Source organism: Acidobacteriota bacterium, from assembly GCA_018001935.1.
Taxonomy (GTDB): Bacteria; Acidobacteriota; JAAYUB01; order JAAYUB01; family JAAYUB01; genus JAGNHB01.
This window is the reverse complement of sequence record JAGNHB010000015.1, coordinates 13500-29433: the sequence shown is the minus strand read 5'-3', so window position 1 is coordinate 29433 and position 15934 is coordinate 13500. Positions and strand designations below refer to the sequence as shown.

The 15934-nt window shown below is 67.4% G+C and carries 10 protein-coding genes; all 10 read right to left on the bottom strand.

Annotated features, from left to right (window positions below; all coding sequences use genetic code 11):
- Positions 1-12 precede the first annotated feature (12 nt).
- Entirely contained in the window at positions 13-1476 is a 1464-nt protein-coding gene (locus KA419_08130) for a hypothetical protein (protein MBP7865906.1), read from the bottom strand.
- Positions 1477-1497: 21 nt separating this feature from the next.
- Entirely contained in the window at positions 1498-2952 is a 1455-nt protein-coding gene (locus tag KA419_08125; GenBank protein MBP7865905.1) for a diguanylate cyclase, read from the bottom strand.
- On the bottom strand, positions 2949-4040 hold the full coding sequence (gene cheB, locus KA419_08120) for a chemotaxis-specific protein-glutamate methyltransferase CheB (protein ID MBP7865904.1): 1092 nt from the start codon (positions 4038-4040) through the stop codon (positions 2949-2951). The genes KA419_08125 and cheB overlap by 4 nt, the downstream gene beginning before the upstream one ends.
- Positions 4041-4078: 38 nt before the next feature.
- Positions 4079-6424 (bottom strand): response regulator, encoded by a 2346-nt coding sequence (locus KA419_08115; GenBank protein MBP7865903.1) that lies wholly within the window; start codon positions 6422-6424, stop codon positions 4079-4081.
- A gap of 12 nt (positions 6425-6436) precedes the next feature.
- A complete protein-coding gene (locus tag KA419_08110; protein MBP7865902.1) occupies positions 6437-8101 on the bottom strand; it encodes a methyl-accepting chemotaxis protein in 1665 nt (554 codons plus the stop codon).
- A complete protein-coding gene (locus KA419_08105) occupies positions 8088-8516 on the bottom strand; it encodes a hypothetical protein (protein ID MBP7865901.1) in 429 nt (142 codons plus the stop codon). The genes KA419_08110 and KA419_08105 overlap by 14 nt, the downstream gene beginning before the upstream one ends.
- On the bottom strand, positions 8513-8941 hold the full coding sequence (locus tag KA419_08100) for a chemotaxis protein CheW (protein ID MBP7865900.1): 429 nt from the start codon (positions 8939-8941) through the stop codon (positions 8513-8515). Before KA419_08100 ends, KA419_08105 begins: the two co-directional genes overlap by 4 nt.
- Positions 8938-12243 (bottom strand): diguanylate cyclase, encoded by a 3306-nt coding sequence (locus KA419_08095; GenBank protein MBP7865899.1) that lies wholly within the window; start codon positions 12241-12243, stop codon positions 8938-8940. Before KA419_08095 ends, KA419_08100 begins: the two co-directional genes overlap by 4 nt.
- 863 nt (positions 12244-13106) lie before the next feature.
- Positions 13107-15353 carry a PAS domain S-box protein gene (locus KA419_08090; GenBank protein ID MBP7865898.1) on the bottom strand — a complete coding sequence of 749 codons (2247 nt, stop codon included), beginning with the start codon at positions 15351-15353 and terminating at the stop codon, positions 13107-13109.
- Positions 15350-15808 carry a GNAT family N-acetyltransferase gene (locus KA419_08085; GenBank protein ID MBP7865897.1) on the bottom strand — a complete coding sequence of 153 codons (459 nt, stop codon included), beginning with the start codon at positions 15806-15808 and terminating at the stop codon, positions 15350-15352. The genes KA419_08090 and KA419_08085 overlap by 4 nt, the downstream gene beginning before the upstream one ends.
- Between the last annotated feature and the right edge of the window lie 126 nt (positions 15809-15934).

The window sequence follows — 15934 nt, the reverse complement described above, 5'->3', positions numbered from 1 at the left end:
CCATAGGCGGGGTCATCCCCTGGCCAGGCGGTCCTTGCAGTGGCGCAGGATCTCCGCTTCCGCGAACTTGCGGACGTGGATCCGGTGCCGAAAGTCCTTGCCCCGGCCCGACTCGACGATTCGCACCAGGTTCCGGCACTCCTGCCGGGCCTGGTCCTTCCGCCCCGAGCGCTCGTGGAGCAGCATCAGGGTGTACCGCGGCTGGAGGAGGTACTCGTCGGTGAAGAGCACCTTCTGGATCTCCTCCCGCGCCGCGTCGCCCGAACCCTTGTTGGAGAGGTACAGGGCGTGCAGGTATCGGATCTCGACGTGGAGCGGGTCCCTCTCCAGCAGCCGGTCCTTGCGGTCCAGGAACTGGGGGTAGCGGCCCATGGAAAGCAGGCACTCGCACTGGAGGAACAGCGTGTCCAGGTCTTCCGGGAGGGTCTCGAGGATGTTCATCGCCTCGGGGTAACCCCCGGCGCTCAAAAAGTCCTCCACCATCTTGAGGCGGTCCCGCTCCGAGGCGCTCAGGAACGACTTCCGCGCTTCGGCCGGCACGGCCGGGCGCGGGGCGGGGCCGGGTTTCGGCAGGGGGGCGGCGGGGGCGGCCGCGGCCGCCGCGGGCGGGGCCGGGGCGGCGGGCAGGCGCGGCGTTGCCGCCGTCGCGTCCCCCGCGGCCGATTTCCGGTAGATGAAACAGTCGCCCCGGTAGTGGGGCACGAAGCGGTCGCTGAGCTGCCACAGGGTTTCCGCGGGGCCGATCACCAGGTAACCGTCGTCGGGGATCTGCCGGTGGAGGGTGTCGATGATCCGCCGGGTGACGGCCGGCGGGAAGTAGATCATCACGTTCCGGAAGAAGACCACGTCGAAGCGGGGCAGGGGGGGGAGGTCGGTGACCAGGTTGTGAACCTGGAACTCGCAGAGGGCCCGGGGCGCCTCGCCCACGGAGTACCCGTCCGGGCGGTTGTCGAAGAATGCCTTCAGCAGGTGGGCGGGGACGGTCTGGATGGTCCGGCCCCGGTAGACGCCCCGGCGGGCGGTCTGCACCACCTGTTCGCTGATGTCCGTGCCGACGATGCGGACGTCCCAGTCGTTGAAGAGCCGGGAATCGAGGGCCTGGATGGCGAGCGAGTAGGCCTCCTCGCCGGTGGAACACCCCGCGGACCAGACCCTGAGGCGCTTTTCGGCCCTCCGGGCCTCGGCGAGGGCGGGCAGCATCTCCTCGGCGAAGACCCGGAGGTGGGCGGGGATGCGGAAGAAGAAGGTCTCGTGGATGGTGACCCGGTTGACGAGTTCCTTCAGTTCCGCGGCGCCTTCGCCCGGCGAGGTGATCAGGCTGTGGTACTGCGCCGCGGAGCCGCACTGGAGCGCCAGGAGGCGTTCTTCCAGCTTCCGGGCGAGGGACGGCAGTTCGGTGTCCGTGAAGACCAGCCCGCAGCGGCTTTCGAGGAAACCGGCGATCTCCTTGAGGTAGGCGTGAGAGAAAGCACCCATGGGGGAGGCCTCGGCGACCGGCTACCGAACCACGCGGTTCTTCCCGGACTGCTTGGCCTTGTACAGCTTCTGGTCGGACAGCTCCAGCATCCCCTCCACGCCCTTGCCGGGGTCGATTTCCGACACCGAGGCCACGCCGAGGCTCATGGTGCTCCGGGTGGCCTGGGTCTTGCTGATGGGGATGACCCGGCCCTCCCAGGTCCGGCGCAGCCGCTCGGCGGTCATGTAGGCGTTGTCGAGGTTGGTCTCGGGAAGGTAGACCACGAACTCCTCGCCGCCGTAGCGCCCGGCCACATCGGAGGTCCGGATGGTGGAGACGATGGTCTCGGCCAGGGCCTTCAGGACCCGGTCCCCGCAGAGGTGGCCGAAGGTGTCGTTGACGGACTTGAAATTGTCGATGTCCATGAAGATGACCGACAGGTTCAGGTTGTGACGGATGGTCCGCCGGTACTCGGCCGTGAGCAGCGACATGAAGTGCCCGCGGTTGTACAGGTGGGTGAGGCTGTCGATGACGGAGAGGCTCCGGATCTTCTCCTGCATGAAGGTGTGCCCCATGGCGATGGAGATGTGGTCCATGAGGGACTCGAGGAGTTCCAGGGACTCGCGCTGGACGGGGGCCTCCCGGGGCGGGAGGATGAAGAGCGCCATCTGGGAGTCGTCCGACAGCCGGCGGAAGAAGGACACGACGTCGCCGGCCCGGAAGGGGCCGTCCACGGGCTCGATGGAGGCGAAGCAATCCGGCTCCAGGCGGGCCTGCCCCAGGTTGATGGTGGACTTCTCCTCCAGGAAGTCCAGGCAGAAGGAGGAGAAGTCGGAGGCGTGCTGCTCCGAGATCGCCTGGGGAGCGTGGATGAACGAGCGGATCTCCTCGGTGTTGAGGATCACGGCGGCCAGCGACTCGACGTGGACGATCCGGACGAGGGTGTCCACCAGTTCGTGGGCGAGGTCGGCCAGGGAACTGTTCCGGAAGGCGAGGGACGTGAACTTGCCCGTCAGGGTCACCCGGCGCAGTTCCTTGTCCAGCATCCGGTTCAGCCGGTCGAGGATGTGGAAGGACGTGACGTACTTCTCGCCGACCTTCCGCACGGCCTCGCGGTCGAAGGCCGGAGCGGCGGCCAGTTCGCGGATGGTGGCCGCGAGGGCCTCCAGGCTGGATTCCTTGCGGAGGTAGCGGTCGGCGCCGATCTCCAGGCCCCAGTACTCGTAAACCCCCTCGGTGAGCGCGGTGAGCAGGATGAACGGAATCCCCCGGGTCTCGTCCTCACTCTTGAGGAAGCGGCAGAGGTGGTAACCGTTCATCACCGGCATCTCGACGTCCGAAACGACGACGTCCGGGATGGACTGGTACACCTTGCCGATGGCGTCCAATCCGTCCGAGGCGGTCGTCACCGCGAAGCCCTCCCCCTCCAGGAACGCCTGGAAGTAGGCGAGGACGGTGGGCGAATCTTCGGCCAGAAGGACGCGGATGGTGCTCATGGGTTGTTCTTGCGGTTCAGGTTGTTCATGAACTCGGCCACCTGGTGGATGGGGAGGATGTGCACGGCCGCCCCCAGTTCGGCCGCCGCGCGGGGCATCCCGTAGACGATGGATGAAAAGCGGTCCTGGGCGACGGTCATCCCCTTCTCCGTCCGGAGTTTCAGCAGGCCCCGGGCGCCGTCCTCCCCCATCCCGGTGAGGAGGATGCCCAGGGAGCGGGGCCCGTAGTAGGCCGCCACGCTTTCGAAGAGCACGTCGGCGGAAGGCTTGAAGCCGCCGCGGGCGTTCATGGCCCGGTCCAGCACCAGGATGCCGCGCGCCGCGAAGGAGGGCTGGGCGCCGTTGGGCACGAAGTAGACGCACCCCCGCTCCAGGGACTGCCGGTCGCCGGCCACGATGATCCTCCGCTTGCACTCGCTGTGGAGCCAGCCCGCCATCCCGTCCATGAACCCGTTGGTGATGTGCTGCACGATGACGATGGGGGTGTCGAAGGACGGCGACAGCCCGCTCAGGAGGATCTTCAGCGCCAGCGGCCCCCCGGTCGATGCGCCGATGGCCACGATGTCGATGGGGCCCGCGGGGAAAACGGGGATCTCCGGCTTCACCGGCGGGGAGGGCTCGACCCGCTCCGCTTCCTTGCCGCGGGCGGCGTGGCGGCCCCGGATGTGGGTGATCACCTGGATCCGCGAGAGGATCCGGATCTTCTCGAGGAGCTTCGCGGCGAATTCCTCCACCTTCTTCTCGTCGGCGAACTCGGGCTTCTCCATCACGTCCAGCGCGCCCAGTTCGATGGCCCGCATGGAGGTGAACACCTCCGTCCGGTTGACGATGGACGAGAGGATGAGGATCGGTTTCGGGGAGTGGGCCATGATCTGCTCGGTGGCCTCGAAGCCGTTCAGGACCGGCATCTGGACGTCCATCACCACGATGTCGGGGTTGAAGAGCCCGACGCGCTCCACGGCGTCGAGCCCGTTGGAGGCCTCCCCGGCGATCTCGATGTCGGGGCAGGCCCCGAGAAGGTCCTTGAGGATCATCCGGACGGTGGGTGAATCGTCCACCAGGAATACGCGGATCTTGTTCGGGTTCATTTCGGTCCCTCCCCTTTACAACCCGCGGGCCGCCGCGGTCAGACCAGTCTCTGGATCGTCTCCAGGAGCTTCATCTGGTCGAAATCCTTCTTCGTGATGTAGGCGTTGGCCCCCACCTGGATTCCCCGGATCTTGTCCTCCCGGTTCTCCCGGGTGGTGACGATGATGATGGGGATATCCCGGTGGGCGGGTATGCCCCGGATCTGCCCGGTCATGGTGAAACCGTCCATCACGGGCATCTCCACGTCGGTGACGATGCAGTCCACCGGCTGCGTGCCCAGTTTTTCGAGGCCCTCGGCCCCGTTGACGGCTTCCACCACGCGATATCCCGCCGATTCAATGATAACTTTTTCCATCTCCCGTGTCACTACGGAATCTTCGACGAGCAGGATCACCTTCTGGACGCTCTTCGCCCGGGTGCCCGCGGGCCGGGTCGTCGCCGTCTTCCGGGGCGCCTGGAAGTACCTCGCCAGGGCGTAGATGTCGAAAACCAGGAACGGCTCGCCGAAGATGCTGACGGAGACCCCGGCGATGTAGGGGGTGTTCCGGATGAAGGGGTCCTTCCGGTGCACGATGGCGTTCTCCTCGTGCAGGGTCTGGTCGACCAGCAGGCCGTAGCGGTCCTTGTCGGCCTGGAGCGTGAGGAGGATCTTCGCGTCGCGCCCGGAGGCCGGGAGCTCGCCGTCGGAGCCGAGGATGGAGGACACGGTGGCCGTGGGGAGGCACTCGCCCTTGTCCAGTAGGAAGAAGATCTCCCCCCGCCGGGTCAGGTCCGACAGGTGGACCCGCCGGACTTTCCGGATGGCGTCCGCGGGGATCGCCAGGACCTCGTCCCGGTCCCGGACGTGGAGGATCCGGGTGGTGGAGATGCTGATGGGGAGGATCATCCGGACCGACGCCCCCGCCCCGGGCTCCGTTTCGATGCGGATGGAGCCGTGGAAGTTGTTGACGGCGTGCTGGACCACGTCCATCCCGACCCCCCGGCCGGAGGTGTCGGTGATGATGGGGGCGGTGGAAAACCCCGGGCGGAAAACCAGCTGGGTGACCTCGTCGGGGCTCATCCGGGCCGCCTCCTCCTCGGTGATCAGCCGCTTCTTCAGCGCCGATTCCCGGATTTTCGCGGGGTCGAACCCGTAACCGTCGTCGGTGACGGTGATGACGACCCGGTCCCCCTGGGTGGACGCCGAGAGCGTGATGCGGCCCGAGCGCGGTTTCCCTGCCCGCTCGCGCTCGTCGGGGGTCTCGATCCCGTGGTCGACGGCGTTCCGGAGCAAGTGGATGAGGCTCTCGTTGACGGCCTCGGCGATGCGCTTGTCCAGCCGGGTGGACCCGCCCTGGTGCTCGAAGTCGATCTCCTTGTCGTTCCGGACGGCGTAGTCCCGGACGAAGCGGGGGAAGACGGCGAAGAGGGTGGCGAGGGGGATCAGCTTGAGGTCCTCGATGTTCCGGAAAAGGGTGTCGAAGTAGTTCTGGTAGGTGACCAGGCGGTTGTTGATGAGCTTCTTCTTCTCCTGGGACGTTCTCGCCAGGTCCCGGAGCAGGATCTGGACGGATTCCACGCGGTTTCGCACGGACGTGTCCGCGATGGCGGGGAGGGTGGAGGCCAGGTCGTCCTGGAGGCGCCGGACCGACTGGACCAGCCCGGCGTACTCCGACTGGAAGACATTGAAGAAGGAGGTCATCACCTTGAGCTGCAGGGCGCCGTCGGAGATGGTGTCGATGAGGTTGCTGTCGATGCGGAAGCTCTTGGAGAAGCCCTGCCTCCGGTCCTCCGGGGGGAGGGGCGGCCGGCCGGCCTTCGCGGGGGGCGGCCCGGGAAGTTCCCCCGCGGCCGGGGGCGGGGAGGGCGGCTCCGGCAGGGGGGAGTCGTCGGGAGCCGCGGGGGCGGGCGGGGCCGGCCCCTCCCCCGGCGCCTGCGCGCCCTGGAAGCGGCTCCGGAGCTTGTCCTTGAGCAGCTGCTTCACCCGGTCCTGCGGGGAGACGGACCCCGGCGGGGGCGGCTCGGCGAGGTCCTCGTCCTTGAACCGCTGGAGAAAATCCTCCACCCGGCGGAAGAGGGCCTCGTCGTCGTCGGCGTCCAGGAGTTCCCCCATGAGGTCGAGGGCGCGGAAGAGGCGGTCGGTGATCCGGGTCGGCAGGGCGCGGTCGCCCGACATCACCTGGACGAAGAAGTCCTCGAAGAAGTGCGCCAGCTGGGCGACGGACTTGAGCCCCAGGATCCGGCTCCCGCCCTTGATGGTGTGCATCTCGCGCTTGAGCTGCTCCACCAGGTCCTGCCGGGAGGCGTCCTTCTCGAGGGTGATCGCGAGGTTGTTGATGGTCTGGATCCGCTCGCGGGTCTCCTCGATGAACTGAAGCCGGAATTTGTGGAGCCGGTCCTGCATGATGGCCGACCGTCAGTCGATCCGCGACCAGTTGACGGCGTTGATGTCGATCCCCAGGACGCCGGAAAAGTTCCCGTCCATGCCGTAGATGGGGGCCGAGATGGTGAAGCAGTCCTCGCCGGTGAGGACGGACTTGTACATGGTGGTGACGTAGGGCCGCCGGGAGTCCTTGGCGTTGTAGAACCACGGCCGCTGGGAGAAGTTGTGGCCCTTGCTGAGCAGTTCGAGGTTCTGCTCGGTCTTGAGGAAGTCGGCCACCGCGAAGCCGGCCAGCACGCCCTCGGCGTCGGCGATGTAGAGGATCTCGATGAACCGGTTCTCCTGGAGGATCTCGTCCAGCACCGCGGTGGAGTTGCGCCGGCGGAACATGCGGATCGTCTCGTTCTCCACCGTCTTCTTGGCGAGGTACTTGATGTTGCGGTCCGAGTCGATGGTGAAGTTCTGGGAGATGAGCTGCATGTCCATGGCCAGGGTGTTGAGGCGGTTGGCGGCCCGGTTGAACTCCTGGAGGGCGTTGGCGATCTGGCGGATGACGGAGGAGACGTCCTTGAGGGTGTCCACGATCTGGTCGCTGGCCGTTTTCTGCTGCTGGGTGGCCAGGGAGATCTCCTTGGCGGAGCGGGTGGTCTGCCCGACCTTGTCGGTGATGGCGGAGAGCTTCTCCTGGATCTGGAACGCGGCCTCCATGGCGGACTCGAACTCCTTCGTGCCCTGCTCCGTGGCCAGGATGGTGCTCTGGATGGACTTCTGGAACTCGCCGAGGATCTTCTTGATCTCGTCCACGGAGTCCTGGCTCATGTCGGAGAGCCGGCGCACCTCGGAGGCGATGACCGAGAACCGCGCCCCGTACTCGCCGGCGGCGGCGGCCTCGATGGCGGCGTTGAGGGCCAGGATGTGCGTTTCCGACGCGATGCTGGTGATGAGGGCGAGGATCTTGTCGATTTCCTGGAACTTCTCGCCGAGGTTGTGGGCGTTCTCGTTGATGTCGCGCATCCGCTCGTTCATGCGCTCGAGACTGGAGGCGTTTCCACGCATGTGGGTCATGCCCTCCTGCGCCCGTTTCTCCGCCTCCTCGGAGGAGGAGACCACGTAGGTGGTGTTCTCGGCGATCTGGGCGGCGGTCCGGGCCAGCTCCTCCATGGCGGAGGTGATCTGGGCGACGGCCGCGGCCTGCTCGGACGAGCCGGAGGCCTGCTCCCCGGAGGTTTCCAGGATCTTGTGGGCCTGCACGCTCACCTCGGCGGAGGTCTTCTGGATCTTCTTGAGCATGCTGGAGAACCCGGCGATGGAGCCACGGAAGGTCTCGATCAGGGCGTGGAACTCCTCGTGGATGTCGTCCGCGTCCAGCGAGCCCGTCAGGTCCCCGTCCCGGATCACTTCCAGGACCTGCTTGAGGTGGTCCAGGAAACGGGTGCTGCGGGCGTGGGTCTCGTCCTGGGCCGTCAGGATCGTCCCGAGGTCCCGGTCCAGCTTGCGGGCCAGCAGCCAGGTCCCGACCCCCAGGGCGGCGACGGCGGCGACGACGATGCCGATCCTCAGGGCGATGGGGTCCGGCGGGAGCGACAGGATGACGACAAGCAGGGCCACGGTGCCGGCCAGGATCGCGGCGAGGCCCCGGAGCGAGACCTGGCGGACCTTCCGGAACCGCTCCATGCCGGACGCGTCATTTTTCGTCATGGTGCCTCCTGAGTGTCAACATTTCCAGCAAGGGGCCGAGGGTGATGAGCAGGATGAAATCCTTCTCCAGGCCCACGAACCCGGCGACGAACCCTGCCCCGCACAGTTTCTCCACGGCCGGGTTGGACGGGATCACGGCGTCCGGGACGACGTTGACCTCGATCACCCGGTCGACTTCCAGTTCCATGCGGCGGCCGTGCTCCTCGGTCTCGAGCAGTACCCGGCCTCCCCCGTGCCCGGGGAAGACCAGGCGCGGCGGGGCGCCTTTGGCCGGGCGCCGGACGGTGAAGCCGGCGATGGGTCGCCCCGCGCTCCCCGACGGACGGCTCTCGATGCGCCGGATCTTCCCGGACCGCAAGGCGTAGCGGTGCGGCCCCGCCTGGAAGATGTCCACCGTTCCCGCGTCCAACGTCATTTCGCGCTGAGTGCCTCCACGAATTCTCCCAGGTTCAGACCATACGTGAGATTTCCGCCCAGGACTGTGACGAAGGACACGCAGGGGGCGGGCAGCCCGGGGACGGCCCGGATTTCCCGGCGGTCCTCCGGGACCGTGACGATGTCACGGGTCCGGCGGGCCCGGAAGGCGAGGTGGCACTCGTCGTGCCGCGCCAGGATCAGCTCGGGCAGGACGTCGTCGGCAGGGGCCCCCAGGATCGCGTCCAGGTCCACCACCACCCAGAGGTTGCCCTCGAAGTGGATGACGCCCTGGATGTAGTCGGGGCTGAACGGGACGGGTTTCGGGGGGGTGTGCGAGATGATCCGGTAGAGCTGGGGGAGCGGGACGAGGAAAGAGTGGGACGAGGTCAGGAAGTGGAGGAACCGTTCGGCACTGTCGGTCACCGCATCACCTTCATGCTCTCGACGACCTTGAAGAAGGCGTCGATGAGCTGGGATTCGAACATCGAGTTCTTGAAACCGTTCAGTATCTCCATGGATTCGGCCATGCTCATCCGTTTCTTGTAGGGGCGCTCGGTCACGAGGGCCTTGAACACGTCGACGATGCCCAGGATCTGCGATTCGAGCGGGATCTCGTCGCCCTTGAGGTTCCAGGGGTACCCGCTGCCGTCCCACCGCTCGTGGTGGAACTTCACGGGGGACAGGATGGGGGCGAAGATCCGGTGCGGCTGAAGGACCTGTTTCACGCCCGCCCCCACGTGTTCCCGGACGCTTTGGCGCTCGTCCTCCTCGAGGGGGCGGTTGGCGTAGAGGATGTCGTCCGTCAGCAGGAACTTGCCGATGTCGTAGACCTTGGCGGCCAGCAGGAGGTCGCGGATCCGCGGTTGGGTGAGGTTCAGTTCCTTGCCCAGCCGGATGACCATCTCGGGGACCAGGTTGTAGTACTCGTTGTGGCGTTCGGGGTAGTCCAGCATCAGGATCAGGCGGTAAAGGACGTCCCCGATGACGAAGGGGTCGAAGCCCTTGCCGTCGAGGTGGCGAATCAGGCTGTTGAGCGTGGCGACCGTGTGGGGTCCCGGTTTCTTGCCGGGCCCGAGGATGTCGTTGAAGAGTTGGGCCGTGTCGATGCGGCTGGACTTGCCCTGGACCGGGAAGAGTTCCCGGCCCGGGAAGGCGAAACTGTCCTTGCTGCTCTGCTTGACCCGGCGGAGGGATTGCTCCGCGGCGCCGAACACGTCGGACGCCGTCTGCCCGTGAACGGGGTAGCCGGCCAGGCCGGCGGACGCCTGGACCTGGGTCCCCCCCGGGAAGGGCTGGGTCCGGACCCAGTCGAGGATCTGGCGGATGATGGGGACCGCCTTCTCCATGTTCGTCTCCGGCATGAGGATGGCGAAAGCGTTTCCCCCGCAGCGAGCGACGAAGTGGTTGGGCCGGGCCACGGCCCGGGTGATCTCGGCCACGGCCCGGATGATGCCGTCGCCAGCCAGGATGCCCTGGTCGGCGTTGATCTTGCCCAGGTCGTCGACGTCCAGGATGGCGGTCACGTAGGGTTTCCGGGCGTCCTGGCAGCGCTTGGCCTCGGCCTCGAGGGCCTCGATGAAGCGGTTCCGGTCGGGCAGACCGGTGAGGGCGTCCTTCCCGACGTTCTCCTGCCGGCCCTTGGTGAACCGCCCGAAGATGATGAAGTTCCCGATCAGTTCGGCGGCGGCCGACGCGAGGGTCAGGTCCTGGTGGGTCAGGAGGCGTTCCAGGTGGGCGACGGCGTCCACCAGGCCCAGGACCTCGCCTTCGTGGAGGATGGGGACGACCATCCGGCAGGACTGCTGGGAACTGAAGTCGGGGCACTCCGGGTCGTCGAGGGTGTTGTCCACGATGATCCCCTCGCCGTTGATCCGGGCACGTTCCATCAGCGGGTCGGGGGCGCACTGCTTGTGCAACGTGTCCGCGGGGTCGAAGTAGAGGTCGCCGGAGACGGCCGTCCACTCGTTCGAGGCAGGGTTGACGGTGTAGAACCGGCACCAGTCCAGCTCGAAGGTTTCCTGGAAGACGCTGCCCAGGCGCTCCTGGAGGGCGCCGGCCTTGAAGGCCTGCAGGATCCCGTTGAAGAGCCGGGTTCGCTTGCGACCGGTCACCAGTTCCCGCTCACACTCGTCCCGCCCCTTGAGCAGGGCGATACCGTCGCCCAGGGGGGCCTGGATGCGGCTGAGCAGGTTCATCGCCTCCATCCGGAACTGGCCCGGGCGACGGCCGCAGAGCACGAGGCAACCGTAGACCTGGCCGGCGCGGGACAGCGGCAGGGTGATCAGGGACTTCACCTCCGCCTTCAGGAGGGCGGGGAGGTCCTCCAGGTGCACGTCCGTCGGTTCGGGCGGCTTCAGGTGGCCGTGGACGAACACCTTGTTGTTCTTCACGCAGTCCCCGACCAGCGAGCGGTCGGGCGACACCCGGAAGAGGGCGGGAAGCTCCGGCTTGTTCGGCCCGAAAACCCCCACGGCCTCGAGGGTGTGGGCGGGGCTCAGGAAGAAGAAGAGGGCGGCGTCCGCCCCCAGGGCGCCGTGAAAGGACTGGGCCAGGCCGCTCATGCACGTCTCCAGGGAGGTGGCCGTGGCGAACCGCTCCAGGATGGCCGCGAGGGCGATGTGGTCCTGGTTCTCCTTCACCAGCGGCTGGTACTTGGACTGGAGGTCGCGTTTCTCCTCGGTCAGGTCGCTCTCGGTCTGGATCCGGCGGAAGTGGGTCCTCAGCGCCTCGTGGATCGTCCGGAAATAGGCATTTTCCTCGTCCCGGAAGATCCGGGGGCTGGCCCAGGAAACCCGCAGGACGTATCCCTTCCCGTTGTTGGACGGCATCTGGACGGGGATGAGAATCACCGACCCGCCGGCGGCCTTGGCCGGGGCCGGCCGGGACTCGGGGCCCCGCGGCGCGGGCGGGGTGTCGTCCGCGACGGTCAGGTTCCCCGAGGCGAGACACTCCTTGAGGTTGGGCGAAGGGCTCTCGGTGGGGAACTTGCCCTGGGTCTCGGGGCGCAGGATGAGTTCCGCCTGTTCCCCCGCAGCCAGGCGGAGCGCGTCGACCCGCGTGTCGGGGAAGTGCTTCGATACGCTGTTGGCCGCGGTCTGGAACAGTTCCCGGATCGTGCCGGCGTCCGCCATCTCCACGCTGAGCCGGAACAGGTCCTCCGCGCGCTCCGTGGTCTTCTCGAAGCGGCTCAGGAGCGAGAGGGTGGCGTTGACGGGGAAGGCGGTCAAGCCCAGGTAGAGGACGAGGAAGGCCCAGAAGGCCAGCAGGCTCACGATGCGGAAAGGCGAAACGATCCCCGCCGCCCAGATCGCCACGGGGACGAGCAGCGCCCCCGCAATCAGGGCGGACCAGAGGAAGATTCGCAGCCGGGGGGCCATGACGAGGAGGGCGTACAGGGCCGGGAAGAACACGATGAGCGGCCAGGGGGGGACCCCGTCGATCCGGTAGAAGGCGGCGAGGCCCCAGGACATGAAGAGGAAGTCGGCGACCAGCAGGATGATCCGGGAGGCCCGGGGCCCGGCCAGGGTGTCGGGGAACCGCAGGATGACGAAGGAGCAGAGCTGCAGCGCGATCAGCAGGAAGAAATCCTCGGAGATCGAGAAGATCCCCCCGGTCCGGAGAAGGTGGTAGAGCAGGAAGATCCAGAAAAGACGGGAGAAGGCAACCCAGGCCTTGCTCTGCCCGAGGGCGATGACCTTCCTGTCCCAACTGCCGATAAACTCCATCGCTAACCCCATCCTGAGCGCATAGATCAAATCGACTCTAACACAAAGAGGGAGACATTACAACGGGTTTGAAGAAGGGGCGGGGCGGGGGGTGACACTGACGGGTGGAGGGTGCCCCGGGGCGGGTTTCGGGTGTCGGGTGTCGGGTTGGGCGGGTCGGCGCGTCTCGCCCCCGCGCGAAACGCATCCTCGCCTTCCGGGCGATGGACGATCACGCCGCGGCCGGTTCGTGCGCAACGAGGAGGGCCGCGCTGCGCCGGGGAGCCCCGCCCTCCGGGCGATGATCGATCACGCCGCGGCCGGTTCGTGCGCGACCCGGAGGGCCGCGCTACGCCGGGGAGCCCCGCCTTGCGGGGCGACTGAGTGTAGCCCAGGGCGAAGGGCGCTTCGCCCGAGCCCTGGGTAGAGGAAGGATAAAAACAGGGAGCCCGCGCAGCGGGCGAATCAATCCGCGCCAAGAGGGCAGACAGCCTCATGAACGTGACAATTAGCGAGGTATGAATCGCCCCGCAAGGCGGGGCTCCTCCAAATCCCCTCGCTCTTTCCCGGGGCTCGGGCGCGGCGCCCTTCGCCCCGGGCTACACTCAATCGCCCGCTTCGCGGGCTCGGGCGCGGCGCCCTTCGCCCCGGGCTACACTCAATCGCCCGCTTCGCGGGCTCGGGCGCGGCGCCCTTCGCCCCGGGATGGGGGTGCGGATCAAGCGGGGGGTGAAGTGAGGGGGGGCATGACCGGCGTCGGGTCTCAGGAGGAGGGGAGAAAGCGGGGTCGATCCCTTTTCAGGGCCACTTTCCCGCCATCTGCTGCCCGCCGTTGAACACCTGACGCCGGAATCCCGACACCCGACCCCGTCCGCCCCCTCGGATCATTCGGCGGAAACGGTCTCGGGGCCGGGGTGGACGGGGAGGGTGAAGGCGAAGGTGCTGCCATGGCCGAGTTCGCTCTCGACCCAGATGCGGCCGCCGAAGTGCTCCACGATCTGGCGGCAGATGGGGAGCCCGAGGCCGGTGCCGAACTGCACGCCGCTCACGGTGTCGCCCACCTGGCGGAACTTCTCGAACACCCGCGAGAAGTCCTCTTTTCGGAGGCCCATCCCGCTGTCCCGGACGCTGATGACCACCTCGTCGCCCTCCCGCCGGGCCCGGCAGGCCACGAATCCCTCCCGGGTGAACTTGACGGCGTTCGAGATGAGGTTGACCATCACCTGCATCAGGCGGTCGTCGTCCGCCCGGACCTCGGGGAGGCCCGGCTCGGTCTCGACGGTGAACGCCAGGTTCTTCTGGGCCGCCAGCGTGGAGGTGGCCGCCTTCGCCCTCTCCAGGAGATCGGGGACCGACACCGGGCTGACCTCCCAATCGATCTTGCCCGATTCCAGCTTGGCCAGGTCCAGGACGTCGTTGATGAGGGACGTCAGCCGGTTGGCCTCGTCCACGATGATCCTCAGGTTGTCCCGGATGAGGAAGGCGGCGCGGCCCGTGCGGGAGTCGTCCTCCGGGAGCTCGGGGACCAGGATGGTCTCGAACTTGTTCCGGATAATCTTGGCGAAGCCCAGCACGGAGGTCAGGGGGGTCCGGAGCTCGTGGGCCACGATGGAGAGGAAGTCCGTCTTCATCCGGTCGACCTCCTGCAGCTTCTCGTGGGACTCCCGGAGGGCCTTCTCCGCCTGGATGCGGTCGTGGATGTCCAGCACCGAGACGATGGACTCGGCGGTGTCGGGGACCCGCGCCACCGTGAGGAAAACGTTCCGCACGCTCCCGCCCCGGTCCAGCATCCGGGTTTCGTAGCTCCGGGGGGCCCGGTCCGGCGCTTCCCGGCGCAGGCGCTCGTACTCCTCCATGCGGGGGAGTTCGTCGGGGTGGACGAAATTTTTCCACGACATCCGCCCCTCCACCTCGGCCTTGGAAAAGCCCGTGGCCTTCTCGAACTCCGAGTTGACCAGGTTGATGGTGGAGTCCTCGTGGATGATGGCGATGACGGTCCCCGTGTTCTCGAAGATGACGCGGTACTGGTTCTCCGATCGGTTGAGGGCCGACTCCACCAGCTTGCGCTCGGCGATCTCCCGCTGGAGCTGGCGGGACTGCCGGAGGTCCCGGGCGAAGATGACGGTCCCGATGAGGTCGCCGGCGTCGTCGCGGATCCGCGACACCGCCACGCTGACGGGGATCGGCTCCCCTTCCTTCCGCATGAAGGCCAGATCCACGGCGGTGTCGGAGCTTTCCGCCAGGAGGCCCGGCCCCCGGAGCGGGCCGGTGCCGAAGCAACAGAGGCTCTCGATGGTCCGCCCGTAGAGTTCCTCGGGGGTGAAGCCCAGGAGGTAGGTGGTCCGGGGGTTGGTGCGGATGATCCGCTGGTTCGGGTCGAGGAGGAGGACCATCTCCCGGGTCTTGTTCAGGATCTCCTCGGCGGCGATGGAGGAGGTGAGCGCCATCAGCTTGTACCGGATGATGGCGATCCAGATCCCCGCCAGCCACACGATGATGATGATGTGGGCGATGGAGGGGAGGACCCGGATCTGGAGGGCCGGGAGCACGTTGTTGGAAACGGCGCCCAGCAGGAGGGCCGCGGCGGTTGAACCGGTGATGATGGCGCTCTGCTTGCGCTCCCGGGCCAGGCGGGACCGCCGGCCCCAGGCCCAGGTCAGGCCGATGCTCACCAGGACGTAGACCAGGTAGTGGACGGTGAAGAGCCAGAACCACGGCGAGCGGACGGCCTCCTCGGGGTACCACCCCAGCGGCCCGGGCAGGAACCGCTCCACGGTGACGACGCCGGTCCACGACCGCACCAGGAAGACGAGGCCGGGGGCGTACATCACGGGGTAGATCCACCACTGTTTCAGCACGCGGTCGTTCCGGGTCAGCTTGAGAGTGAAGTGGAGAGTGAGGCCGGCGAACTGGGTCCATCCGACGGCGGAGAGACGGAACCACAGCCAGCAGGAGCCCTCGTCCGGCGCGGGGTAGAGGAAGACGTAGCAGAACGACCAGGCCGCGTACGCCGTGCAGAGGACGGCGAAAAGGCGGTTCAGGTCGGCCCGCTCGTCGTGACGGAGGACGTTGAGCCCAAGACCGGCGTAGATGACCGCCGCCAGGAAGGACAAAATGGACAGGACGTTCATGGGCCCTCCCCGCCCCGGGACGGGCACGACCCCGGCGCGCTCGTGGAGCGGCGGATCATGGAGACGTACCCCTCGAGGGTGACGAACCCGGCGTCCCGGTAGATTCGGAGGGCCGCGGCGTTGTCCTGGTGAACTTCCAGTTTCACCTGCAGGCCCAGGGCCGCGGCGGCCTCCAGGGAGGCCGCAAGGAGTCGTCGGCCGATGCCGCGCCCCTGGTGGGAGGGGTGCACCGCCATGTGGTGGACGTAAACCCTCCGGCCGTCCTGGGTCAGCCAGGACGTGCCGACGACCTTCCCCCCCTCGAGGGCGCAGATCATTTTCCCCCCGTTCCGGAGGGTGTGCTGGATGCGCGCCAGGTCGTCGCCCCGCTCGGGCCGGCCGACGCCCGTCAAGCGCCAGAGTTCCGCGATCTCCCCGTAGAGATCGGCCCTGAAATCACCCGTCAGCACGCACATCCGACGCCTCGCGGACGAAAGTCACCCGGGTCGGGGCCGCCCGCCGGCCGGAACAGGCCTGGGCGCGGGGGAAACACCCCGGCCACCCGGGCCCGGACCACCCCCCGCTGCTGTTTTGCCGGCGAC